24 protein-coding genes are annotated in these 23,200 nt (G+C 41.4%); 19 read left to right on the forward strand and 5 right to left on the reverse strand.

Annotated features, from left to right (window positions below):
• Positions 1-64 precede the first annotated feature (64 nt).
• The 10 genes from NYR17_RS08670 (at position 65) to NYR17_RS08715 (ending at position 8,428) form a co-directional block, all read left to right on the forward strand.
• Positions 65-298 carry a hypothetical protein gene (locus NYR17_RS08670; protein ID WP_302505316.1) on the forward strand — a complete coding sequence of 78 codons (234 nt, stop codon included), beginning with the start codon at positions 65-67 and terminating at the stop codon, positions 296-298.
• A gap of 3 nt (positions 299-301) precedes the next feature.
• On the forward strand, positions 302-1,153 hold the full coding sequence (locus NYR17_RS08675) for a GLPGLI family protein (protein ID WP_302505317.1): 852 nt from the start codon (positions 302-304) through the stop codon (positions 1,151-1,153).
• Between the two features lie 426 nt (positions 1,154-1,579).
• Positions 1,580-3,055, forward strand: a complete 1,476-nt coding sequence (locus NYR17_RS08680) for a T9SS type A sorting domain-containing protein (RefSeq protein ID WP_302505318.1) — start codon at positions 1,580-1,582, stop codon at positions 3,053-3,055.
• Positions 3,056-3,221: 166 nt separating this feature from the next.
• On the forward strand, positions 3,222-4,430 hold the full coding sequence (locus NYR17_RS08685) for a DUF5103 domain-containing protein (RefSeq protein WP_302505319.1): 1,209 nt from the start codon (positions 3,222-3,224) through the stop codon (positions 4,428-4,430).
• 121 nt (positions 4,431-4,551) lie between these two features.
• The gene (gene nusB, locus NYR17_RS08690) at positions 4,552-5,457 is read left to right on the forward strand and encodes a transcription antitermination factor NusB (protein WP_302505320.1); all 906 of its coding nucleotides are present in this window, start codon (positions 4,552-4,554) and stop codon (positions 5,455-5,457) included.
• A 12-nt stretch (positions 5,458-5,469) separates the two neighbouring features.
• Positions 5,470-5,940 carry a DUF1573 domain-containing protein gene (locus NYR17_RS08695; protein ID WP_302505321.1) on the forward strand — a complete coding sequence of 157 codons (471 nt, stop codon included), beginning with the start codon at positions 5,470-5,472 and terminating at the stop codon, positions 5,938-5,940.
• A gap of 47 nt (positions 5,941-5,987) precedes the next feature.
• The gene (yajC, locus tag NYR17_RS08700; protein ID WP_302505322.1) at positions 5,988-6,320 is read left to right on the forward strand and encodes a preprotein translocase subunit YajC; all 333 of its coding nucleotides are present in this window, start codon (positions 5,988-5,990) and stop codon (positions 6,318-6,320) included.
• 53 nt (positions 6,321-6,373) lie between these two features.
• Positions 6,374-7,156 (forward strand): threonine/serine ThrE exporter family protein, encoded by a 783-nt coding sequence (locus tag NYR17_RS08705; protein WP_302505323.1) that lies wholly within the window; start codon positions 6,374-6,376, stop codon positions 7,154-7,156.
• A complete protein-coding gene (locus tag NYR17_RS08710; protein ID WP_302505324.1) occupies positions 7,146-7,682 on the forward strand; it encodes a threonine/serine exporter family protein in 537 nt (178 codons plus the stop codon). The genes NYR17_RS08705 and NYR17_RS08710 overlap by 11 nt, the downstream gene beginning before the upstream one ends.
• A complete protein-coding gene (locus NYR17_RS08715) occupies positions 7,679-8,428 on the forward strand; it encodes an SDR family NAD(P)-dependent oxidoreductase (RefSeq protein ID WP_302505325.1) in 750 nt (249 codons plus the stop codon). The genes NYR17_RS08710 and NYR17_RS08715 overlap by 4 nt, the downstream gene beginning before the upstream one ends.
• Positions 8,429-8,489: 61 nt before the next feature.
• Here the strand turns inward: NYR17_RS08715 and aspS are convergent, their stop codons facing one another.
• Positions 8,490-10,238, reverse strand: coding sequence for an aspartate--tRNA ligase (gene aspS, locus NYR17_RS08720; RefSeq protein ID WP_302505326.1), 1,749 nt, complete (start codon positions 10,236-10,238; stop codon positions 8,490-8,492).
• Between the two features lie 145 nt (positions 10,239-10,383).
• Between aspS and NYR17_RS08725 the strand changes: the two genes are divergently transcribed.
• The 9 genes from NYR17_RS08725 (at position 10,384) to NYR17_RS08765 (ending at position 17,977) form a co-directional block, all read left to right on the forward strand.
• Positions 10,384-12,009 carry an LIC_10190 family membrane protein gene (locus NYR17_RS08725; RefSeq protein WP_302505327.1) on the forward strand — a complete coding sequence of 542 codons (1,626 nt, stop codon included), beginning with the start codon at positions 10,384-10,386 and terminating at the stop codon, positions 12,007-12,009.
• A 65-nt stretch (positions 12,010-12,074) separates the two neighbouring features.
• On the forward strand, positions 12,075-13,139 hold the full coding sequence (aroC, locus tag NYR17_RS08730; RefSeq protein ID WP_302505328.1) for a chorismate synthase: 1,065 nt from the start codon (positions 12,075-12,077) through the stop codon (positions 13,137-13,139).
• Entirely contained in the window at positions 13,139-13,702 is a 564-nt protein-coding gene (locus NYR17_RS08735) for a thioredoxin family protein (RefSeq protein WP_302507053.1), read from the forward strand. The genes aroC and NYR17_RS08735 overlap by 1 nt, the downstream gene beginning before the upstream one ends.
• Before the next feature lie 42 nt (positions 13,703-13,744).
• On the forward strand, positions 13,745-14,302 hold the full coding sequence (locus NYR17_RS08740; RefSeq protein ID WP_302505329.1) for a TlpA family protein disulfide reductase: 558 nt from the start codon (positions 13,745-13,747) through the stop codon (positions 14,300-14,302).
• A 57-nt stretch (positions 14,303-14,359) separates the two neighbouring features.
• Positions 14,360-14,689: a YkvA family protein gene (locus tag NYR17_RS08745; RefSeq protein WP_302505330.1), complete on the forward strand. Its 330-nt coding sequence runs from the start codon at positions 14,360-14,362 to the stop codon at positions 14,687-14,689.
• Between the two features lie 195 nt (positions 14,690-14,884).
• The gene (gene dnaB, locus NYR17_RS08750) at positions 14,885-16,462 is read left to right on the forward strand and encodes a replicative DNA helicase (RefSeq protein ID WP_302505331.1); all 1,578 of its coding nucleotides are present in this window, start codon (positions 14,885-14,887) and stop codon (positions 16,460-16,462) included.
• Complete coding sequence (gene rnhA, locus NYR17_RS08755; protein ID WP_302505332.1) at positions 16,463-16,939, forward strand: ribonuclease HI; 477 nt, start codon at positions 16,463-16,465, stop codon at positions 16,937-16,939.
• Positions 16,940-17,022: 83 nt separating this feature from the next.
• The gene (xrtF, locus tag NYR17_RS08760) at positions 17,023-17,550 is read left to right on the forward strand and encodes an exosortase family protein XrtF (protein WP_302505333.1); all 528 of its coding nucleotides are present in this window, start codon (positions 17,023-17,025) and stop codon (positions 17,548-17,550) included.
• Complete coding sequence (locus NYR17_RS08765; RefSeq protein ID WP_302505334.1) at positions 17,534-17,977, forward strand: exosortase F system-associated membrane protein; 444 nt, start codon at positions 17,534-17,536, stop codon at positions 17,975-17,977. The genes xrtF and NYR17_RS08765 overlap by 17 nt, the downstream gene beginning before the upstream one ends.
• On the opposite strand, the gene NYR17_RS08770 is transcribed toward NYR17_RS08765, so the two are convergent.
• The 4 genes from NYR17_RS08770 to NYR17_RS08785 form a co-directional block, all read right to left on the reverse strand.
• Positions 17,974-18,960: a cation diffusion facilitator family transporter gene (locus NYR17_RS08770; RefSeq protein WP_302505335.1), complete on the reverse strand. Its 987-nt coding sequence runs from the start codon at positions 18,958-18,960 to the stop codon at positions 17,974-17,976. The two genes, NYR17_RS08765 and NYR17_RS08770, sit on opposite strands and share 4 nt — an antisense overlap.
• 3 nt (positions 18,961-18,963) lie before the next feature.
• The gene (locus NYR17_RS08775) at positions 18,964-19,971 is read right to left on the reverse strand and encodes an aspartate-semialdehyde dehydrogenase (RefSeq protein ID WP_302505336.1); all 1,008 of its coding nucleotides are present in this window, start codon (positions 19,969-19,971) and stop codon (positions 18,964-18,966) included.
• A gap of 41 nt (positions 19,972-20,012) precedes the next feature.
• Positions 20,013-20,447, reverse strand: coding sequence for a hypothetical protein (locus NYR17_RS08780; RefSeq protein ID WP_302505337.1), 435 nt, complete (start codon positions 20,445-20,447; stop codon positions 20,013-20,015).
• Between the two features lie 80 nt (positions 20,448-20,527).
• The gene (locus NYR17_RS08785; protein WP_302505338.1) at positions 20,528-23,119 is read right to left on the reverse strand and encodes a TonB-dependent receptor; all 2,592 of its coding nucleotides are present in this window, start codon (positions 23,117-23,119) and stop codon (positions 20,528-20,530) included.
• Positions 23,120-23,200 lie beyond the last annotated feature (81 nt).

Below are 23,200 nucleotides of genomic sequence, written 5' to 3' on the forward strand. Positions count from 1 at the left end.
ATTTATATTCGTGGAATGATAATAAATAAAAATTTATTATTTGTTGTGTCTACTTGGTTTGATTTTGGAAATTAAAGAGAAAAATAATAAGATTCAAATCGTTGCAAAAGAAATAGATTTTAATAATGAAGCGTATGAACCCAAGTTGAAAATGATAGATGCAATAACTTGGGAAGAAGCTTTGTTAAAAGCAAAAAAACAATATCAGAAAAAACAAAAAGAAATAGAAAAAGAATTTGGAACAAAAGTATATATAGATTTTTCTAGAAATTTGGAAAAGTTTGATTTAAATGATTAACCTATGCAAAAAATAAGCTTAATACTTTTTTTAAGTTTTTGTCTTAATATATTTGGACAAGGGATTTCGGTTTTTTATAACTTAGAATATAAACCTCAGCTTAATTCTGATAAATTAGAAAATGAGAAAATGTTACTTAATATATTTCCTAATGAGCAAACTTCTTATTTCTATAGCTATTCAGGTATTAAAATAGATTCTCTGTCTAATGAAATTAAAATAAGTACCAACCCTTCTGAGAAAACACACTTAATAAGTTCATTACCAAGTCAAAACTTTTGGTTTACAATTAAGAAAAACTATACGGTTAATAATGTAGAGGTCTTAGAAGAGATTAGTGGAGATGACTACCTCTACCCTGAGGTCTTAGACCTAAAATGGAAAATTGGCACAGAAAAAAAGAAAATTAAAGGATATGATTGCCGTAAAGCAACCACCACTTTAGGAGAACGGTATTGGGAAGCATGGTTTACGGAAGATATACCAATTCCAGATGGTCCATACAAGTTTGGTGGGTTACCAGGTCTCATTTTAGAAGTCTCGAGCATTGATAAAGATTATTTTTTTACTATGGTGGGAATCGAAAATAAAAATATCTCCAATAAATGGAATACTAAACTCGCTATAAAGTTGAAAAATAAAGAAGAAATGCTTAATTACAAAGAAAAATATATTAAATCACCAAGTGCCAAAGCTCGCTTAGAAGATCAGCAAATGGGACTTTCTTCTGGTGCAATTATAAATGGAGTAAAGTATTCTGCTGAAGAGTCTTATCAACTTTTGGATAAAGAAGTATGGGATTGGATAGAAAAACATAATAATCCTATAGAAAAGAATGATCTTTGGGTGAAATAATTTAATCATCAGTAACTCTTAAAAACTATAATAACAATATAGTTATAAAAACCTCACACCTGCATTAGAAATTAATGCAGGTGTTTTCATATAAACAAAAATCCTTATCTAATACATAAGATGCTCAAGATATAAAAAAGTATCCAGTTGTTTAATCCATAATCCCCATAAAAAAGAAGATTCTTGGGCGAAGTGATATTATTTTTTTATCAATTAAATAAGATAAAAATCCTAAAAAAATAAGTTTGTTACTCTAAAAACCACAAATCCATATTATAAAATCAATTTATCAACAATACAGCAAGAATAAATATTTATTTAAAATTTTATTCCCAAGTCTATTATTAAATTTTTCACTTAAATAATTTGGTAATAATAAAAATATAATTTATATTCGTGGGATAATAACATTCAAACAAAAGTAAAATGAAAGCAAATTTATTCAAAGTCGCTCTCTTAGCGAGCGCCACAGTCTTTGGAGTATCATCGCTCAATGCTCAAGAACAAGGGAAAGCCCCCGTCGTTCAGCTCAGCAGCCAAACTTCAACTCAGTTTAGCAACACCCCAACCATCAATGCGGACTTCCCTACCACAGAATGGGCAGATTACGCTGATATCTCTTGGTATATATTCGATGAAAACCATTTTGATATCTCCACAGCCGAGCAACTGGCAGGATTAGCCCAATTGGTTAAAATGGGCAACAATTTTTCTGGTATTGACATTAATCTAACTCAAGATATAGACCTTGCCGAACATCTTTGGGTCCCTATTGGCTTTGACAACTCTGTGCCTTTTTCAGGAAATTTTGATGGCAAAGGACATACCATTCGTAATGTATTGATTAACCGAGAGGGAGATGGTGATTTCTTAGGCTTATTTGGGCAATATGTTAGTGGTCATCTCAAAAATCTAACAATTGACACTGCCAAAATCGTAGGGCGAGATACCTTCGGTGTCATGGCTGGCAACTTGGGTATCAATAGCACAATGGAAAACTGCCATGTAAAAAATGCCGAAGTAATTGCGGTATACGACCCCAAAGCCACTACCAGCGCTTATAATGTTGGCGCCTTATGTGGTTCCGTTGTCACTGGCAGTACAGTTACTGATTGCTCAGCGGAAGGCTCCGTAAGTGGCTTTCAGCAAGTCGGCGGCTTGGTAGGCTCGCCGTGGGATAGAGCCGTTATTAAGCGTTCTCACTTTAAAGGCAGTGTAAAAGGTGTATATGCCGTAGGTGGGCTTATAGGTTTTAGCACCTTTGGATTCGGTCCAAATACACAAGTCATTATAGAAGATTGTTACGCCATAGCAAATGTAGAAGCTGATGAAAAAGCGGGTGGTTTTTATGGTCAGTTACAAGTCGGTATAGTCAAAAATTCTTATTGCAGCGGAACTGTTACTGGCACAACGGATATTGGTGGTTTTATTGGAAAAATAGATGCCGGCTTAGTAGAAAATGGACACTTTGATAAAACTTTGGCGCCCATAGCTGGGACTTCCGTTGCCACCTCTAACGCCTCTATTACAGGGCATTATTCCGCAGATATGAAAGTGGATAGTTTTGTAAATCTCCTCAATGCTAACCGCTCGCCAGAGGTTTGGAAGATAGAAGCAGGTGTTAACGATAATTACCCTATTACCATAAGCGCTGCCCTTGCTACGGCAGAAGCCGCACCACTCTATGAGGTCAAAATTTACCCTTCCTTAGCTCAAAAAGAAGTCTTTATTTCTTCTAAAAACAAGGCTTGGCATTATCAAATTGTAAATATGGTAGGCAGCGTGGTAAAGGCTGGTATAGCCTCTGACAAAGTTGATGTGAGTTCCCTTAAATCAGGTGTTTATATCTTAAAAATTAAAAATGACAGCCAACAAGGCAGCCATAAATTCATTAAACAATAATGATATAACACACTGATAAAGAGGTATAAAATCATTTATCCTCCATCATAAAAATCCTTTAAATCCATTGGTTGGGTTTAGAGGATTTTTTATATCAAAACGAAATCTTAATGTTGGGTTTATTCAACTGAAACCACCAAAACAAAAATTTTATTATCTTCGCTGTATGAAATATTTAATATTATTATTAACGCTACTTGGGCAGTGGGTTGGCGCTCAAAATATAAAAAGCATCCAGCTGTTTAACCCACAAACCAATGATGAAACCCCTGTGATCAACTTAGGAGAACAGTTGGTTTTAAGCTTTGATGATTTAGCCAACCAGAGCACCACCTACCACTATACCCTAAAACACTACGATAGAAATTGGCAAGATGATGGGCTTTTCTTTACCGAATATGCCCAAGGCAATTTAAACGCCCTCCTCAACCAATACCGCTATTCCTTTAATACCTTGCAGCCGTACACTCACTACGAGCTGACTTTCCCCAACGATAAAATACAACCCAAGATTTCTGGAAATTTTGAAATCATCGTTTATAAAAACAAACCATCCGAGCCGCTCTTCACCCGAAGATTTTGCGTGGTAGAAAATGCCGCCCAACTCGCCCTCAACATCACAAGGTTTTCTGATGCCCGCAATCCAGAGCTCAACCAGCGTGTAGAAGTAAAAGCCATTGGTGGCAGCACCCTCTCTAACAATGTGAACAACATCAGCCTTAATCTGATCCAAAACAACAATTGGAACCTCGGAAAATACGATCTCAAACCCAGCAATACCGCAGGTGGGCAACTTTTGTTTCAGCAATTGGATATGGTATTCCCTGGCAATAATGAATTCTACTATTTTGATAATAAAAACATAGACCAAGCCTTTGATATGGTGGCTCAAGCCGAAACCGTGGACAATACCCACCACACCTACCTCTATCCCGTTTGGGCATATCCTATGAACTACCAATACCAACCCGATGTGAACGGAGCTTTTTTCTTCCGAAGAAATGATTTAGGCATAGAGCGCGTCGCCGCCACAGAGGGCGATTATTCGTGGGTGCATTTCTATTTAGATTCCGCACCGATGGAGGAAAATATTTATATTTTAGGATTGTTCAATCAGTACACGTCCAGCCCACAATCTCAGATGTATTACAATACCGAAACCAAGCAATACGAAGCCAAAATCTATCTAAAACAAGGGTTTTACAACTATATTTTAGCCACACAGAAAGGCGATCAGCCTCTCAACTATGGGCAAATCAACGGGAACTTTTGGCAAACCGAAAACCTCTACCAAGCCTTCCTATACTACCGCCCTTTTGGTAAAAATTATGACGGACTTTTAGGCTACGGAGAATACCGAAACTCAAGACCTTAGCACCAATGGTGCGCCCAAACCTCAACGCACTTAGAGAATCCAAGAGGGCTAAAAAATAAGGCTTATACCGTGCTTTATCCCTCAAAAATGCCTATATTTGCCACCGAAAAAGCCCTTTGAAATGTTAGGAAGAAGACAAATCCGAGAAAAAGTAATACAAAATCTATACGCCTACCAGCAAAACCCCATGAGTATAGATGCCATACAGAGAAAAATGTTTTCAGAAATTGAAAAAATATACCATCTCTACATCTATGAACTCAATTTTTTGGTCGCCCTAAAACAACTTGCTGAGCACCAAATAGAAATCAACAAAGAGAAATTTCTCAAAACCGAGGAAGACCTCAACCCCAACCAAAAATTCATCCGAAATCAGGTTTTAGAAAATATAGAAAACAACCAAGAGCGCTTATCTGTAACCTCTAAATTCAGAAACCTCAAGTGGGAACTGCATAATGATTTCTTGGTCAAAACCTTCCAAAGGATGAAAGCTGGCAAGCGTTACCAAGATTTTATGAACAATGATGAAATCTCCTTTGATGCCGACCAAAAATTCTTAGGAAAACTCTTTTTAAGATACATCGCTGAGAACGAAACCTTCCACGAGCTGTTAGAAGAACAGGAAATGAGCTGGACGGATGACCTTCACATCGCGAACTCTATGGTGCAGAAGACCATCGGTTTTATTAAAGAAAACCAACCCAGCCACACGCTCATCAAAATCATTAAAGATGATGAGGACAGAGCCTTTGCAGAGCGCCTACTCAGAAACGGCATAGCCCACTGGGACGAGGTGGAAGAAAAACTTAAAAATAGACTCCAAAACTGGGAGATAGAGCGCGTTTCTTTGATGGATAAAATCATCCTTATCGCTGGGATTACAGAGATGGACCACTTCCCGCTAACGCCATCAAAAATTATCATTAACGAATATATAGAAATTTCCAAAGCATTTTCCACCGAGAAAAGCCACACCTTTATCAATGGTATTTTAGGAAAATACGCCGAGGACAACAACCGCATATAATAAAAACAGATTATGAAACATCGTATTAAAATCAGTTTAGTCGCTTTGGGATTCCTTTCCCTTTCGGCTTGCAAAAAAGAGCAACAACCTGAAGTGGTAGAAACCGAAACTATAGAAGCCGTAGCGGAGCCCACGCCAGTAGATGATATGGTGGCAGAAGCCCAAAAAGCACCGCTAACCACCGTGGCTTTATCAGAACCCAATTTTGATTTTGGCGTGGTAAAATCAGGCGCTATTGTGGAGCATACTTACGAGATTACCAACACTGGCGATAAACCGCTCATCATCTCTAATGTAAAACCTGGCTGTGGCTGTACCGCTCCAGATTTTACCAAAACTCCAATCCTCCCAGGGCAATCAGGGAAGGTAACGCTTAAATTTAATTCTGCGAGTTTTAATGGCGTACAGCACAAATTTGCTCAAGTTTTTACCAATACCGAAAAAACACCCATCACCCTCACCTTTACAGCTGATGTTCAATAATTTATAACCACAAAGAAATTAAATTTTTAACTTAAAAACCATTATTTATGCATACTTTAACCTTACTACAAGCCGCTCCTGCGCAGCCATCTATGCTCCCAACCTTCTTGATGATAGGCGGAATGGTGGTCTTCTTCTACTTCTTTATGATGCGCCCACAGATGAAAAAGCAAAAAGAAGAAAAGAAATTTCAAGAAAGCCTAAAACCTGGGCGTATGGTGGTCACCACTTCTGGCATCCACGGGCGTGTATCTCAGATTTCTGAAGATGGCGTAATCTTAGAAACGATGGCAGGCAAACTCAAATTTGAAAAAGCCGCTATATCCAGAGATTTTACCCAAGCACGCTTCCCAGAAGCTAAAGAAGAAAAGAAAAAATAACCTTAATTAAGACAAACGATGCTGAAGTTTGTCTTTTTTTATCGCCTAAAAAGATGAAAAAAGTTGCCCAGCATATGCCAATAAAACAGATGGCTCATCTACTGGTAGAGGTGGCGGCGTTGCTCATATCTAACGGGGCTAACTCTACCAGAACCAAAAGAAATGTCCTCCGCATTGCCGCAGCTTACGGCTACAGAGTGGAAGTTTTTTTCTCGTTCTCTGGCGTGGTGCTTACCGTCCACCATCCAGAAGATGCCTCCACCGAAACTTTAGTGAAAACCATTACGGCACACGGCATCAATTTTAGTTTAATTTCTGCCATTAGCATCCTCAGTTGGGATATTGCCGCCCACCAACCGTCATATCTGACCATACAAAAGCGACTTAGCACCATAAAAAAACAACCGCCCTACTCCAATTGGCTCAAGATGCTCAGCATTGGAATAGCCACTGCGGCGCTTTGCAAAATTTTCGCTGGTTCTTATTTGGAGTTCATCATTGCTTTTATAGCAGGCTGTATTGGTTTTTGGGTGAAGTTGTTCTTACATCAGAAACATTACAACATCTTTATGCTGACTTTATTTTCGGCATTTACCTCCGTATCGGTGGTTAAGGCTGCCATTTTACTCGGAGCTGGAGATTGCTATGCAGCGCTGACAGCGTGTGTGCTCTGGCTGATTCCTGGGGTGCCGCTCATCAATGGTTTTTTAGACCTTTTGGAAGGGCACATCGTTTCTGGGTGGGCAAAAGCGGCGTTGGGGACTATGCTCATTTTTATGATTGCCGTGGGGTATTATATGTCTATATTTATATTTAAATTGGCTTATGGAATTTGATATTTTAGAAAAAATAGCTTGGGCAGTGCTCGTTTCGTTGGGCTTTGCCATTTTGTTCAATACCCCGAGGCGCGCACTTTGGGCGGTGGCACTTTTAGGCGCTTTGGGCTTCGGGATTAAAACCATAGCCTTGCTTTTTTTATTCCCTGACCAGCTGATTATCGCTTCTTTATTGGGCGCTTCGGCAGTGGGACTTTCAGGAATTTATTTTGCACATAGAGTCCATACGCCACCCATTGTGTTTACCATTCCTGCCGTGATCAATATGATTCCTGGGACTTTGGGATACAATTTTATGATGGGTATTTTAGAACTCGTGTCTCACAAAAAAAATCAAACGCTGAGCATAGAGCAACTCCTTACCATCATCAACAATGGGCTCAATGCAGGCTTTATCATCTTGGTTTTGGCTTTTGGCGTGGTGTTTCCTATTCTGATGTTTAACACACAAACTGTTAAGAACAAAGACCTTAACCAATATTTAAAAAAGAAAATTATCCACTTTAAACGAAGACATCAATCATGAAAACGGTTCTCATCACGGGTGCCACCTCGGGCATCGGTAAGGCTACGGCACAACTTTTAGCGACTCAAAATTACCGCCTTATTCTCTGTGGGCGACAAGTTTCGATTTTGGAACATCTCGCCCAAACGCTCTCTACACTCACCAGCGTTTACACTTTAAATTTTGATGTACGAGAGGCAGAAAGCGTTCAAAACGCCATAAAAAGCCTTCCCAAAGATTGGCAAAATATTGATATTCTCATCAATAATGCAGGGAATGCCCACGGTTTAGAACCTTTAGATGAAGGGCTAACCTCCGACTGGGATGCGATGATGGACAGCAATGTTAAAGGCCTACTCTATGTGTCTAAAGCCATTATTCCCCTAATGAAACACCGAAAATCTGGGCATATTGTTAACATTTCTTCCGTGGCTGCCAGACAAACTTATGCCAATGGTGTGGTCTACTGCGCTTCTAAAAAAGCGGTGGATGTGATCTCCGAAGGTATGAGAATAGAACTCACCGCCTTTGGTATCAAGGTAACGAATATACAACCTGGCGCCGTAGAAACGGATTTCTCCAAAGTGAGATTTAAAGGCGATGAAGAAAAAGCAAAAGCCGTCTATACAGGCTACGAAGCTCTAAAACCCGAAGATATTGCCGATGCGATTGCGTATTGTATTAACGCGCCCGACCGTGTTTCCATTGCGGAACTTTGTATCTACCCTAAAGCACAAGCCGAGCCAAGAACCATTTACCGAACCTAACATTTTCATACGCCATCTTCAACAAAAAGGCTTTCATCAACTGAAAGCCTTTTTATCTTTTCTAAGATTTTAATCTGAGGTGAAGTTCCTCTAATTGTTCTGGTGCAATGGTGCTTGGCGCATCAATCATCACATCTCTACCGCTGTTATTTTTCGGGAAGGCTATATAATCTCTAATCACCTCGTTGCCGTCTAAAATAGCCACCAGCCTATCAAAACCGAAAGCCAAACCGCCGTGAGGTGGCGCTCCATATTTAAAGGCATTCATCAAAAATCCGAATTGGGCTTCCGCCTCTTCTTCGGTAAAGCCTAACAACTCAAACATTTTGGCTTGCAGCTGTCGGTCATAAATCCGAATAGAACCGCCGCCAATCTCGTTGCCATTAAGCACCAAATCGTATGCATTAGCGCGGATTTCGCCTGGGTTAGTATCCAAAAGCGGTAAATCTTCCACCTTTGGCGAGGTAAAAGGATGGTGCATTGCGTGGTAGCGTTGGCTCTCCTCATCCCATTCTAACAACGGAAAGTCTACCACCCAAAGTGGCGCATATTCATCAGGTTTTCTCAATCCTAACTGGTTCCCCAGCTCCATCCTTAGAGCGGAAAGCTGCGTTCTTACCGTATTGGTTTTACCTGACATAATGAGCATTAAATCTCCTGGTTTCGCCTCAAAGCGTGCGGCTATCGCTTGTAAATCTTGCTCGCTATAGAATTTATTAACCGATGATGTGAGCATGCCATCTTCCTGATATTTAACCCAAACCATTCCTGTGGCACCTATCTGCGGGCGTTTTACCCAATCTATCAGTGCGTCAATTTGCTTTCTGGTATAGTACGCACAGCCTTCCACATTGATGCCCACCACCAATTCGGCTTCATCAAAAATCTTAAAATCTTTGCCTTTCACGACCTCGTTAAGCTCCACAAACGCCATCCCAAAGCGGATATCTGGTTTATCGTTACCATATTTTTTCATCGCCTCGGCAAAGGTCATCCTTGGGAAAGCACCAAATTCTTTTCCTGTAACTTTTTTGAGGAGGTGTGCCGTCATTCCCTCAAAGACATTCATTATATCTTCTTGCTCCACAAACGCCATTTCGCAGTCTATTTGGGTAAACTCGGGCTGTCTATCGGCGCGGAGGTCTTCATCTCGGAAACATTTTACAATCTGAAAATATTTATCTAAACCACCCACCATAAGGAGTTGCTTAAAGGTCTGTGGCGACTGTGGCAAGGCGTAAAACTGTCCCTCGTTCATTCGGCTGGGCACCACAAAATCTCGGGCACCCTCCGGCGTTGATTTGATGAGCACTGGCGTTTCCACTTCTATAAAACCTTGATTGGAAAGGTAGTTGCGGACTTCCTGCGCCATCTGGCTGCGGAATATCAGTTTGTTTTTAACGGGCGTTCTGCGGATATCTAAATAGCGGTATTTCATCCTCAGTTCCTCGCCGCCATCGGTTTCATCTTCTATGGTAAACGGCGGAAGCTGAGATTCGTTAAGGATATGCAATTGCTCTACCAGCACTTCTATATCGCCTGTCGGAATTTTAGGATTTTTGCTGCTTCTCTCAATCACCGTTCCTGTGACTTGGATGACAAACTCTCGCCCTAATTTCTTGGCTTTTTCTATCAATTCTTTGGGCGTTCTCTCTTCATCTAATACCAATTGGGTAATGCCGTAGCGGTCCCGAAGGTCTATCCAAATTACAAAGCCTTTATCTCTAATGGTCTGCACCCAGCCAGAGAGGGTTACCGTTTGGTTCAAATTCTCGAGCGATAATTCGCCGTTAGTATGTGTACGAAACATAGTCTGTTTTTTATTAAAAAATTGCGCTTGGCAAAGATAAGGAAATTTGTCGTGTTTTTGGTGGCACTTTCGCATTAAACTTTTGCTTCTACCCCTTATAAAATTGAGGTTTTTATTTCATTTATGATTATCTTTACCGCCGTTTATGCTATTGCTATTATTAACCATATTTTCTATTTTGCCTATTTTGGTGGGCATAGGGCTGATGTTGGAGCGCGGCTTCGGGCGTTTATGGTGTGGTGTTTCAGCAGTATTTTTTATGGGCATCATAGGGTTATCCTTGTGCTGGACACTGCTCAGCTTCTTCATTCCATTAGGAAATTGGGTAGAAATCATCAGCGGTATTTTAGGCTGGATTTTTTTCATTTATTATAAAGGCTACCGGCTATTATGGCGAGCGCTGAAGGGGCAATGGCTGTTTTTCGGTATCACGCTGATGATCATTTTATTTTTAGGCAGTGGCTTTCCGTTTATTTTTGATCATTTTGGCTATTATGTGCCCACCATCCAATGGCTGAGTCAGGTCGGTTTGGTCAAAGGGATTTCTAATTTAGACTTGGTGCTGGGGCAGATGTCTGTGTGGCATATTTTTCAAACGGGGTTTTCGCATTTTTTAGATCCTTACCTTAGAATTAACTCCGTGGTATTGGTGGGCTACCTCCTCTATATCATCGAAAAGAAAGCTTGGGAGCATTGCCTTTTTATCCCCTTTTTATTTTTCTTTATACAGTCGCCAAGTCCTGATTTAATGGTGATTATCGGAGCTTTAATCTTAGTTAATGAAGTGCTTCATAAAAACCCAAATACGGCAAATTTATGGTTATTTTCCACCTTTATTTTCGCTCTAAAACCGACCGCATTATGGCTGCCGATTATGGTCGCGCTCTACACTTTATACTTTAATGCCCAACTCGGTTGGAAGCACTTGGGCTGCGCACTTGTTTTGGGCATTTTCTTTTTTAAAAATATCTGGTGCTTCGGCTACCCTATTTTCCCTGTGCAAGTGATGGATTTTAATGTACCGTGGAAGCCCAACGCCTTATTATTAAAGGAATCTTCGGAAATTGCCATTCTCAAAACTTATGATTTTCAGTATACTTATCAAGAAATACAGCATTTTAGTGTTTGGGAATACCTCAAAAATTGGCTCACTTTAGAGGGCATCAAAGGGAAAATCAACGGCTTGTTTGTGCTTTGTCTTCTCGCTTTATGTCTCCTTGCTGGGGTTAAAAAATCAAAACTAATCGCCATTATTGTAGGTTCTATTTTGGTCAAAAGTGTCTTGGTTTTAGCGTTCTCTGCGCAATATCGTTTCTTTTTAGAAGTCTTTTTTGTCGGTTTTTTATTATTGATGCAGCCGTGGCTCACCAAGAAACGCAGTCTATTGGGTTTTGCCTTGATGTCAGGGCTTATTTTACCTTTGTTTTGCTTTCCAAAATTACTTTCTAATGCCGTACCCAGTTTTAGTGTGGGCGCCTTTATCGGGCGAACGCAAACTTCTCAAATTCTCTGCCCCAGCGTTTACCAAAGCACCGACTATCAAAGCTTTACCTTAGGAAATTTATCTTTTAATACGCCAAAACACTACCCTTTTTCCTACCAAACGCCACTGCCTTCCATCTCTCCAGATGCTTTGGATGACTACCTTTCGGCAGGAATTTTTCCTCAAAAACAAGACTCGCTTTTAAAACAAGGCTTCATCTGGAAACCGCTATCCACCGAGGAAAAACAACAGCTAAAAGCCATTATCTCGGAAATCCAGAAGCCCTAATTGGCTGTTAAAAATCAACCTGACACTCTATTTTTTTATCCCACCAAAACGCGTAAATTTGCAGTATGCATAATCAATTAGGACATTTACTCTCCCTAACCACTTTTGGCGAAAGCCATGGCGCGGCTTATGGCGGCATCATCAACAATTTTCCTGCGGGTATCACCATCGATTTAGAAGCGGTACAACATCAGTTAGACCGCAGAAAACCAGGACAGTCCGCCATTGTAACCCAGCGCAAGGAGAGCGATACCGTTCGTTTTCTCTCAGGGATTTTTGAGGGCAAAACCACAGGAACGCCCATTGGATTTATCATTGAAAACGAAAACCAACGGAGCAAAGATTACGACCATTTAGCCCAAGCCTACCGCCCCAGCCACGCCGATTTTACCTATGATAAAAAATTTGGCTTTCGTGATTATAGAGGCGGCGGCAAGTCTTCCGCACGAGAAACCATCAATTGGGTTGCTGCAGGGGCTTTAGCTAAATTTATCCTCCCTAAGGAAGTACAAATCCACGCGTATGTGTCCTCCGTGGGCGATATTTTTTGCGAAAAACCTTATCAAGATTTAGATTTTTCTAAAATTGATGATAATATTGTGCGTTGCCCCGATGAAACCACCGCCCAGAAGATGATAGAGCGCATAAAAGCCATTAAAAAAGAGGGCAATACCATCGGTGGTACCATCACTTGCGTGGTTAAAAATCTGCCAGTGGGTATAGGCGAGCCCGTTTTTGGAAAACTCCAAGCTGAATTAGCCCACGCGATGCTCAACATCAACGCTGCTAAAGGCTTTGAGTACGGCTCTGGCTTCTGTGGTGCCAAAATGACAGGACAGGAACACAACGATTTATTCAACCCTGATTTTACCACCAAAACCAACCTCTCTGGTGGTATCCAAGGCGGTATTTCTAACGGTATGGATGTTTATTTTCGGGTTGCTTTTAAACCTATTGCCACCATCCTCAGACCTCAAGAAAGTGTAGACCAGCACGGCAATTCCGTGATTGTGGAGGGCAAAGGCAGACACGATCCTTGCGTGCTCCCCAGAGCGGTTCCTATCGTGGAAAACCTTACCGCATTTATATTAGCCGATTTATTTTTAATTAACAAAACCAGAAAATTATGATAGAAAAATATTGGAACCAAGCTGTTTCTTTTGAAACTTACCTGAAAGACACTGAAGAAAAAATCACAAACCCGCAAACGGAAGAAGACCGCCAGCAAAAGCCTTATTATGAGTTAGGGCTGCAGCGGATGAACCGAATGCTTAAAGTTTATAAACCAGCACCTGAGGATTTAAAAACATTAGAAGAGAAAAATTTCAAAGGTAAAATCCTCATCATTTCCGAGGGTTGGTGTGGAGATGCCAGCCAGTCTGTACCTGTTTTAGCCGAGTTTTTTAAAGGCAGAAATGAACTTCGGATTTTCTACAGAGATAGCGATACCACGCTGATAGATCAATTTTTAACCAACGGCGGCAGGTCTATTCCTAAGGTTTTAATTTTAGATGAAAACGACCAAGTGGTGAATACTTGGGGGCCTCGCCCTGCCCATGGCACAGCGCTGTTTCATCGCTATAAAGCCAATCCTGAAGAATATCCTAAAGACCAGTTTTATAACGATTTACAAGTATATTACGCCAAAAATAGAGGCAAAGATACCATTAAAGAAATTTTGGATTTGTTATAAACCCAACCTCATCATTATTACCATAAAAAAACGAAAAAACAGATGAATTTTCTTAAAAAAAATACCCTTTTTCTCATCTTAACAGGCTTATTGTTAGCAGTTTTCTTATTTCCAAAGTTTGGGGATTTCGTGCGCAGCCAGTTATTGATGAAACCGAGCATTGAGAAATTAAAAAACGACATTAAGCTCTCTGATGAGGATTACGACATCACGCTGAAAGGCATCAATGTTCCTGATGCGAATCTTAAAGATTTTAAAAACCAAGTGGTGTTTCTCAACTTTTGGGGCAGTTGGTGTCCGCCGTGTCGCGCGGAATGGGGCTCCATCCAAAAACTTTATGACCAACAAAAAAACAACGCTGCCTTTATCCTCATCGCGATGCAAGATGAGGAAGAAAGCGTAAAGAAATTTTTGGCAGAAAACCATTATACTGCGCCCGTTTACATCGCTCAGAGCCCCATTTCGGAGAAGTTGCTGCCCAAAGTCTTTCCCACCACTTTCATCATTGACAAAATGGGATACATCGCTCAGAAAGATGATGGTGCCAATGATTGGAATGCCGAAGCGGTGCATCAGCTCATCACCAGCTTGGCGCCATAATTTTTTTGGAATAGATTTTGCAAAATGGGCTTTGTAACCAATCAAATAGAAAAAACAATGGCATCTAAATTCACATTATTTAAAGAAGTAGTAAAACACAGAGGATTTATCGGCAAGCTGCCCACGCTGGTAAGAATGGTAAAAGCCATTATGAAAAAACAATACAAACCAAAAACCAAAAATATTTTGGTTCCTGCGCTGGTCGTGGCGTACATCATCTCGCCGATAGATATTCTACCCGACTGGATTCCCGTGATTGGGGCATTAGATGATATTGCGCTGATTGCCTTGGCTATGCCGATGCTGATGGAGGAACTCCACGCTTATTCGGAATGGGAGGAGCGCCAAAGAAACATTAAAACCATAGATGCCGAGGTGGTCTCATAACCCTAAACGGCATTTTTACCGATAAAAACCTCTTTTAAGATTTTGAGTTTCAATTTTTTAAGAGAGGTTTTTTATTGACAGTTATCAACATTCATCAAAACTTAATTGCTTGCTATATATCAACACCTTACAATATTTTTACACGATTTTTTAACATTCGTTTTTTCTCTACTTTAAAAGGGTTATCTTTGCTGTATGGTACAGAGAGAAACATCATCATTAAATAACGATAATTTAGTTCAGCAACTTTCTATTTCTCAGGGCAAAATGCCCCCTAACGCCGTAGATTTGGAGCGGTTGGTTATCGGTTCTTTTCTCATCGATAAGAAGGCGTTAGATGATACTTACGACCTCTTGGTTCCTGATGTGTTCTACGATCCCAGACATCAGGAAATTTATAGAGCCATCATCCAACTATTTTCGGAGAATAAACCGATAGATATGATGACGGTGATCCAAGAGCTCAAGCGCCAAGAGAAACTCAACTTGGCAGGTGGCGATGCTTATATCATTGACCTCACCACCACGGTCAGCTCTTCGGCACACATAGAATACCACGCGCGCGTGATTTTAGAAAAGTACATTTTAAGGCGCCTTATCAGCGTATCGGCAGGGGTTATTGACAATTCTTACAAAGAATCTACCGATGTTTTTGAACTTTTGGACCGCGCCGAACAAGAATTTTTTGATATTACCAACGGAACGATAAAAAAAGGCTTTGATACCGCCAGCGCTTTGGTGAGTGAGGCGATAGAGAAAATAAAATCTCTAAAGGATAAAGAAGGACTTTCGGGTATTCCTTCTGGATTTTCGCTTTTGGATAAAGAAACGGGAGGCTGGCAAAACTCAGACCTCATCATCATTGCGGCGCGTCCAGGTATGGGTAAAACCGCATTTATCCTCTCTATGGCGAGAAATATTGCCGTGGCACAACAAACGCCCATTGCCGTATTCTCGTTAGAGATGGCTTCTATACAACTCATTACCAGAATGATATCTTCCGAAACGGGGATTTCTTCCGAAAAATTGAGAAAAGGACAAATGACCGATGATGAGTGGCAACGCCTCTTTAATAATGTTGCCGCGTTGGAGAATGCACCGCTCTTCATCGATGAAACCCCCGCCCTCTCCATTTTTGATTTTAGAGCCAAAGCACGGCGTTTGGTGATGCAGCACGGCGTTAAAATCATTATGGTGGATTACCTCCAGCTGATGACCGCCAGCTCAGGGAAAGGTGGTACCAGAGAGCAAGAAATTTCCACCATCTCCCGTTCATTAAAAGCCATTGCGAAGGAATTAAACATTCCGATTATTGCCTTGTCTCAGCTTTCCAGAACGGTGGAAACACGCCCCAACAAACGCCCCCAGTTGTCGGATTTAAGGGAATCTGGCGCCATAGAGCAAGATGCGGATATTGTGTCCTTTATCTTCCGTCCTGAGTATTATAAAATTGAATTTTGGGATAATGATGAAGAAGAACCAAAAACATCAACCACCAACCAAGCCGAGATTATCCTCGCAAAACACCGTAATGGTGCTACTGGCGAAGTGCGGCTTTCGTTCCAAAAAGAAATTGCCAAATTTGGAGATTTGGATACCTCGTTGAGTTTCTCGGATTTTAACAATACGACTAACCATACCCCGAGTGGTTTTGGGATGATTAAAACTTCCATCAACCCTAATGATGCCTTTGGAGTGCCTGCCAATCCGCAGGTGATGGGCTCCGCAATGAATGATGAATCCCTCGATTCGGATGAGGAAATGCCGTTCTAAATGAAGATTGATATTTATACCGATGGCGCTTGTAGTGGCAACCCTGGCAAAGGTGGCTACGGTGTGCTGATGCGCGTTGCCGATAAGCATTACGAAAAAACCTTGGCCCAAGGCTTTAGAAAAACCACCAATAACCGTATGGAGCTTTTGGCAGTGATCGTGGCTTTGGAGAAGATCAATAGCGATGGACACGAGGTTCACATCTACACCGATAGTAAATATGTTGCCGATGCCATCAACAAAAAATGGATCTACAATTGGGTGAAAAAAGCGTATAAAAATGTAAAAAATCCTGACCTCTGGAAGCGCTTTATGCCACTGTACCAACGCCACCAACCACATTTCCACTGGATAAAAGGGCACAACGGACATCCAGAAAACGAGCGCTGCGACCAATTGGCGGTTGCCGCTGCAGCTTCCTCCAATTTAGAAATTGACTACGGCTATGAGCAACCTCCTGAACCTCAGCTGTTTTAATTTTCTATTTTTGATTTTTCACACACTTTAGACCTTTGTTTGAAGATGGCGGATTTTTTCATAAAAAACATTAACTTTGCAAAATGTTTGAAGATTTTAAGCCTGTTTTAAAGATTTTAGTTCGGTTTATTCTGATTTATCTGGCGCTCTTGGGGCTTTACCAACTCTACCTGAATAGTCAAGAGGGTTTAGATGGTTTTTCTACGCTTGTGGCTCAGCAATGTACCTCGGTGCAAAATCAGATGGGTTATATTTCTAAAATAGTGCCGCAACCCGAGTACAAAACCACTTGGTATTATATGAATGGCGACTATGTCTCCCGTATGGTAGAGGGCTGCAATGCCATTTCTGTGATGATATTATTTGCGGCGTTCATCTTTGCTTTTTATCAAGGGGCGAAGACTTTTGTCTTCGTTTTGGTAGGGCTGGTAGCGCTTCATATCGTGAATGTGTTGCGTATTGTCGGCATCAATATTGTGGCGGTGGAAGCCCCTGAATATATCAACTATGCCCACGATTATGTGTTCCCTGCCGTGATCTATGGCGGTGTGGTTTTGCTCTGGATTATTTGGATTAAATTTTTTGTTTTGAAAAATGAAAAAGTGGCTTAGCGGACTTATGGTTGTCCTCGGTATAGCGGGGTTGGTGAGCGTGCGACTCTTTGAAAGGCAATGGTTCTACGACCCTTTTTTATCCTATTTTAAAGGTATAGAAGCCATAAAAACTTTCCCCTATTATGAATGGATGCCGCTCATCTGGAGCCACCTTTTGAGAATGGCGCTCAACCTCTTGTTTTCGGCGGTGATTATCCAATTTTTATTTCATAATAAAGCGTGGACACTCCAAGGCTGCGTTTTAATCTTATTGGTATTCGGCATCACCTTTCCGATTTATTTATATTGTGTCTCCACCGAGTTCAGTTGGGGGCTATTATTTGGGTTTTATGTTAGGCGTTTTGTGATTCAGCCATTGGTGCTGTTGCTAATTATTCCGCTGTTTTATTACCGAAAATTCCTCCTCAAAAGCCAAAAGCCTTAAGCGTTGAGGCAGTGTTTATTCACTTGAGCGGCATTTTCTGCGGTCCAGACTACGGATTTCACAAAAGCTTTGCTCCGAAACGGACAATCCATTTCGCAAATTTCGCAAGAAAAAGGCTTACAATCATCCATATGAAAGTTAAACTCCACCGTGCGCTCCGTGTGGGATAATAGGAGTTTGATGGCTTTTTCCATTTGCTGATGCGCCTCCCTTAGCGTGTAATAATAAGGCAGCGTCATATGGGCATCAATGTGGAGATGGGCGCCGAACTGTTGCACCTTCATATTATGAATATCAATCCATTCCTTATGCCGATGGTCTTGCAACACTTGCACAATTTCGCTGAAGAGCGCTTCATCTTTTTCGTCCATAATACCACTGAGCGCCTGGCGGACAATTTTGTAACCCACCACCATAATATAAGCGCCAAAAACCAAAGCCACCGCCGCATCTAACCAGTCAATTTTAGTGATGTAAACCAAAACCAAGCTGACCACTACGCCCAATGTGGTCAAAGTATCGCTTTGGAGGTGTTTGCCAGAGCTCATCAGCACGAGGGAATTTTCGCGCTTGCCTTTTTGGTAGGAAATATAGCCCATAATGTAGTTGGCCACCGCCGTAGCCGCCACAATGCCAATCCCCCAATCCAACTGATGCAACTCATTGCCCTCCAGCAAGGAACTCACCGACTGCACGATAATCAAAATCCCGGCAAAAATAATCAGTGCGCCCTCTATGCCCGCCGTGATAAACTCCACTTTGCCGTGACCATAAGGATGGTCGTGGTCTTTGGGTTTAGAAGCGAGATACAGCGAATACAAGCCCATAAATGCCGCAATGATATTGACAATGCTCTCCATCGCATCGGAGAAGATGGCATCGGAATTGGTCAGCTGCCACGCCACCAGTTTGCCGATAAAAAGCAATACGCCAATGATGGCTATCGTGCGCTGAAAGCTGTATTTGTTTTGGGCGTTGTTCAAAATTTATATCAAATGATGGTTGACTAAATATTCTGCAATCTGCACCGCATTGGTAGCGGCACCTTTTCTTAAATTATCCGAAACAATCCAGCAATTAAGGGTATTCGGTTGCGACAAATCCCTTCGGAGGCGCCCTACAAAAACCTCATCTTTCCCCTCGGAATAGCGTGCCATAGGGTATTCATTTGCGGTAACCTCATCTTGGAGCACCACGCCATCGGTTTCGGAGAGCAATGCCCGCACCTCATCAAGGTCAAAATCGTTTTCAAATTCTATATTCACACTTTCGGAATGCCCGCCTTGCACTGGCACGCGCACCGCCGTAGCGGTAAGGCTAAAACGATCATCGCCCATAATTTTTTTAGGCTCCTTCATCAGTTTAATTTCCTCCTTGGTGTAGCCGCCATCCGCAAAGACATCACAATGGGGAATGGCATTTTTGAAAATTTCGTAAGGATAGACTTTTGGCACCGATGCCTCTCCACCATTCACCGAAGTCGCGATTTCATCATTCAGTTGATCCACGGCGGCTTTCCCCGTTCCAGTAACGGATTGGTAAGTGGAGACCACCACGCGCTTCATTTGGTATTTTTGATGCAAAGGATGAAGCACCATCACCAGCTGAATGGTGGAACAGTTGGGGTTGGCGATAATTTTGTCTTTTTTGGTTAAAGTATGGGCGTTAATTTCCGGCACCACCAGTTTTTTATCCTCATCCATCCGCCACGCCGAGGAGTTGTCAATCACCACGGTGCCTACTTCGGCAAACTTGGGTGCCCACTCCAACGAAGTGCTGCCACCAGCCGAAAATAGCGCTATATCAGGGCGTTCCGCTACTGCCGTGGCTAAGGACACAATGGAATATGCTTGACCTTTAAATGTGATGGTTTTGCCCACCGATTTTTCAGAAGCGACGGGAATGAGCTCTGTGACAGGGAAATTTCGTTCTTCTAATACTTTTAGCATCACTTGTCCCACCATACCTGTGGCACCTACTACGGCTACTTTCATCAGATTGAAATATAAAAGTTTTTTTTAAATTTAAAAATTGGTTATCCAAAAACCCTTTGCCACTGGAATGCCCAAAGCATCAATAATACGGCAATGCCTCCTAAGGCAACGAGTCCCAAAGAAAGGCGGTCTCTGGTTTTGATTTTTTTATTGAAAATGGTGAGTAGAACGGCTGCTATCACCATAGCGGTAGGGTGTTCTACATAAATTTTTCTCAGTGCGGCATCTTTCATCAGCATCCCTGAACCTTTGGCTGCCTGAAAGCCTGGAGAGAAGAAAAACAACAAAATAAGCCCTACTAAAGCTTGTGTATGGAAGAAAATCATTGTGAAAAGGGTGGATTTCCTCAAGCCTTTGGTGATTTTCCCCGAATAGCTAAACATCGTGAGGAGTAAGGTAACCACAAAAATGGTGGTGGCTAATAAAATAAGGTAAGCCAAGCCGCGGTGGGCGTGGAGCATCATTGTAAAGTCCATAATTTTTCTTTTTACGCAAAGATATAAAAAATCCCAACACAAAGCAGGTTGGGATTTTAAAAATTATGGTTAATGGTGTTTTAGAAATGGAAAGACATCGTGGCTGCCCAAGTTCTACCGAAACCTAAGAATACTTTGTTATTCACATCTATACCTTTGTAGAAGTTTTTAGGATTGTTCGCATAGGCATTGTATTCTGCATCTGTAGCGAAATCGCTTCTATCCTTTTGAAGATTGGTATAAGAGTTTTGGATGTAATAAGTATCAAATAAATTGTACACATTACCTCTTAAAGTGAAGTATTGTTTAGGGTTGTTCAAAGGAATTTTGAAAGATACCCCTAAATCAAATAAGCCGTAAGCTGGTAATTTTAGAGCCCCTTTGTCAGCCGCTTTCTCCGTAGTAAAGTCTAAGAGGTTCAGTCTGGCGTACAGATTATTCACATATCTATAAGTGGCATCTAATTTAATATTTTCCACTGGCTTGATCTCCGCTCCTATAGAGGCAGTCATCTGAGCGGCATCTCCTACCTTCACATTATCTAGATAAAGTTTAGTCCCCACAGCTGAAGATGATGCTGGATTGCCCTGTGTGTCTATCGGTTGGTTGGTTTCATCAAAAAGGTATCCATTCGCATCACCTTTATAATACCAATCTCCGAAAGAGAACATACCATTAAGGCTTAAAACTTTATTCACCTTAGCTCTGGCTTCTAACTCTACCCCTTGGTGGATTTCGGTAATGCCTTCTATATTAGCATAAGCATTGATTCTTGAACCGTCCGCTAAAGTAATTTGGTTGGGTTTTCTTAAAAATCTGTCTTTCCAAGAAGTTCTATACACATTCAGATTCACATTAACGCCTGCCGTTCTGAAACCATAGCCCGCTTCTATTCCGAAGATTTTTTCATTGGTCAAGTTCGGGTTAAGGTAGTTTTTATTGTTTGGATATACGGCATTGAGGAACGGCTGTTTAGAATAGTAACCAATGTTCGCGAAGACATTGTTCTTCTCATCAATGTTAAAGTTAGCCCCAGCCTTCACATTATAACCTAAAATATCCTTAAATCCAGTTTTGGTGTGGAGCACAGGATTTTTGTCAGTGGCAGGATTAGTGGCGCTTACCAATTTACCGTTGAGCGTAGTCTGCCCATCTACAATAAAGTTGTCAATTCTCTGGAACCCTTGGTTAGAAATAGCCCCTTGTACAAAGGCAGACAATCTATCGTTAGAATATTCCAACTGACCGAAACCGCCGTACCATCTCACTTCGCCATCATTGCTATAAGAAATTTTATCTTGGAGGTCGTTCTGTTTTCCACCGAAAGGATTCCAAGTTGGGCGTGCCTCAAAAGTGTGGCTCACATAGTTAGGTGCAGATAAATTTTGGTTTCTGGTATCTTTGTAAGCAGAAGCGCCAATTAAATCACTCACCACTTGGTAATGGTATCCATAATAATATCTACCATCTACCCCTACGGTAAAGTTTAAGTTTTCGTTGATTTTATGGTTGAAGCTTGAGATGATCCCAAACCAGTTATGCGAGTTGATAGAAGCCCTACGCACCAAAGTACCTTGGTCTGGTGTAGACGCTTGGTTGGCAGCATAAACCGCATCAAAATCAATTAAACCTTCTGAAGTTCTGGCGAATTGCCCCAATGACTTGCCATTCACTTTTCCTGTGTTACCAGTTCCTCCACCTCTACCAAAAGAAGCGTAAAGCACGGTGCTCAATTGAGAAGTTGGGTTGATTTTCCAATCCCAGTTGAGGGACATCACAGGTTTATGATAATAATTCACTCTATCGTTAAAGCTTTTGCCATTCAAGTAGCCCCAGTCTGCGTTATAAGTTCGGCTTGGCTTATCCTCTGTGCCTCTTTTCTGAAGGTCAGAAATGGCAATTTCATAAGCTCTTTGGTTATGCCACTGTGGCGCGCCTGTAATGGTGAACTGGATATCGTGCTGGCGGTTCGGTTGGTAACCTAAGGCGAAATAATAGTTGTAACCTTCAAACTGCGTCGCATCTGCGTAGGTAGACCCAGCCGTTCTACTCATCAAGAATGAAGTTGCCCAGCCGTTCTCACTTTTACCACTGTTATAAGCGAATAGCGCTTTGTGATAATCATTATTACCAACACCTACGCTCACCACGGCACCTCTTTTCTTATCTGCCGCACGGGTTACAATGTTGATGGTACCCCCCACAGAAGCGATGGCTAATTTAGAAGCCCCCAGACCTCTCTGCACCTGCATCGCAGAAGTAACATCTGAAAGTCCAGCCCAGTTAGACCAATACACGGCGCCCGTTTCCATATCGTTGATCGGCATACCGTTAATCATCACCGCAATGTTGGCTTGCTCAAAACCTCTGATATTGATTTTAGAATCACCAAAACCACCGCCGCCTTTTGTTGCGTACACAGATGGTGTAGTGTTCAGAATTTCTGGGAATTCTTGGTTCCCTAATTTCTCTATAATTTTAGCTTCTTTAATGGTAGAAACCGCGATAGGCGTTTTTCTCTCCTTCGCAATATCTGCCACCCCAGTAAGGACTATACCTTCTAAGTCCTTAGATTTTAGAGAATCCTTAGCCGACTGCGCAAAATAAACGCTGGCAGTAGAAAGGGTAACCACGGCGGTTAATGCCGTCTTTCTTAATGCTTTACTTTTCATAAGTTTTATTCTAAATATAAGTTTTTCTGTGGGCAAATATCGCTATTTATACTTTAACATTCTTTAACTTTATGTTAATTT

Origin of the sequence: Riemerella columbina (assembly GCF_030517065.1) — a bacterium.
GTDB lineage: Bacteria > Bacteroidota > Bacteroidia > Flavobacteriales > Weeksellaceae > Riemerella > Riemerella columbina_A.

Coding starts and splice junctions, on each gene's coding strand:
- NYR17_RS08740 (WP_302505329.1), top strand. CDS start 13,745: ATGAATTTTCTTAAAAAAAATACCCTTTTTCTCATCTTAACAGGCTTA.
- rnhA (WP_302505332.1), top strand. CDS start 16,463: ATGAAGATTGATATTTATACCGATGGCGCTTGTAGTGGCAACCCTGGC.
- NYR17_RS08685 (WP_302505319.1), top strand. CDS start 3,222: ATGAAATATTTAATATTATTATTAACGCTACTTGGGCAGTGGGTTGGC.
- NYR17_RS08705 (WP_302505323.1), top strand. CDS start 6,374: ATGAAAAAAGTTGCCCAGCATATGCCAATAAAACAGATGGCTCATCTA.
- NYR17_RS08765 (WP_302505334.1), top strand. CDS start 17,534: ATGAAAAAGTGGCTTAGCGGACTTATGGTTGTCCTCGGTATAGCGGGG.
- NYR17_RS08675 (WP_302505317.1), top strand. CDS start 302: ATGCAAAAAATAAGCTTAATACTTTTTTTAAGTTTTTGTCTTAATATA.
- NYR17_RS08680 (WP_302505318.1), top strand. CDS start 1,580: ATGAAAGCAAATTTATTCAAAGTCGCTCTCTTAGCGAGCGCCACAGTC.
- NYR17_RS08725 (WP_302505327.1), top strand. CDS start 10,384: ATGCTATTGCTATTATTAACCATATTTTCTATTTTGCCTATTTTGGTG.
- NYR17_RS08745 (WP_302505330.1), top strand. CDS start 14,360: ATGGCATCTAAATTCACATTATTTAAAGAAGTAGTAAAACACAGAGGA.
- dnaB (WP_302505331.1), top strand. CDS start 14,885: ATGGTACAGAGAGAAACATCATCATTAAATAACGATAATTTAGTTCAG.
- NYR17_RS08710 (WP_302505324.1), top strand. CDS start 7,146: ATGGAATTTGATATTTTAGAAAAAATAGCTTGGGCAGTGCTCGTTTCG.
- NYR17_RS08715 (WP_302505325.1), top strand. CDS start 7,679: ATGAAAACGGTTCTCATCACGGGTGCCACCTCGGGCATCGGTAAGGCT.
- NYR17_RS08775 (WP_302505336.1), bottom strand. CDS start 19,971: ATGAAAGTAGCCGTAGTAGGTGCCACAGGTATGGTGGGACAAGTGATG.
- NYR17_RS08695 (WP_302505321.1), top strand. CDS start 5,470: ATGAAACATCGTATTAAAATCAGTTTAGTCGCTTTGGGATTCCTTTCC.
- NYR17_RS08780 (WP_302505337.1), bottom strand. CDS start 20,447: ATGGACTTTACAATGATGCTCCACGCCCACCGCGGCTTGGCTTACCTT.
- NYR17_RS08785 (WP_302505338.1), bottom strand. CDS start 23,119: ATGAAAAGTAAAGCATTAAGAAAGACGGCATTAACCGCCGTGGTTACC.
- aspS (WP_302505326.1), bottom strand. CDS start 10,238: ATGTTTCGTACACATACTAACGGCGAATTATCGCTCGAGAATTTGAAC.
- nusB (WP_302505320.1), top strand. CDS start 4,552: ATGTTAGGAAGAAGACAAATCCGAGAAAAAGTAATACAAAATCTATAC.
- xrtF (WP_302505333.1), top strand. CDS start 17,023: ATGTTTGAAGATTTTAAGCCTGTTTTAAAGATTTTAGTTCGGTTTATT.
- aroC (WP_302505328.1), top strand. CDS start 12,075: ATGCATAATCAATTAGGACATTTACTCTCCCTAACCACTTTTGGCGAA.
- yajC (WP_302505322.1), top strand. CDS start 5,988: ATGCATACTTTAACCTTACTACAAGCCGCTCCTGCGCAGCCATCTATG.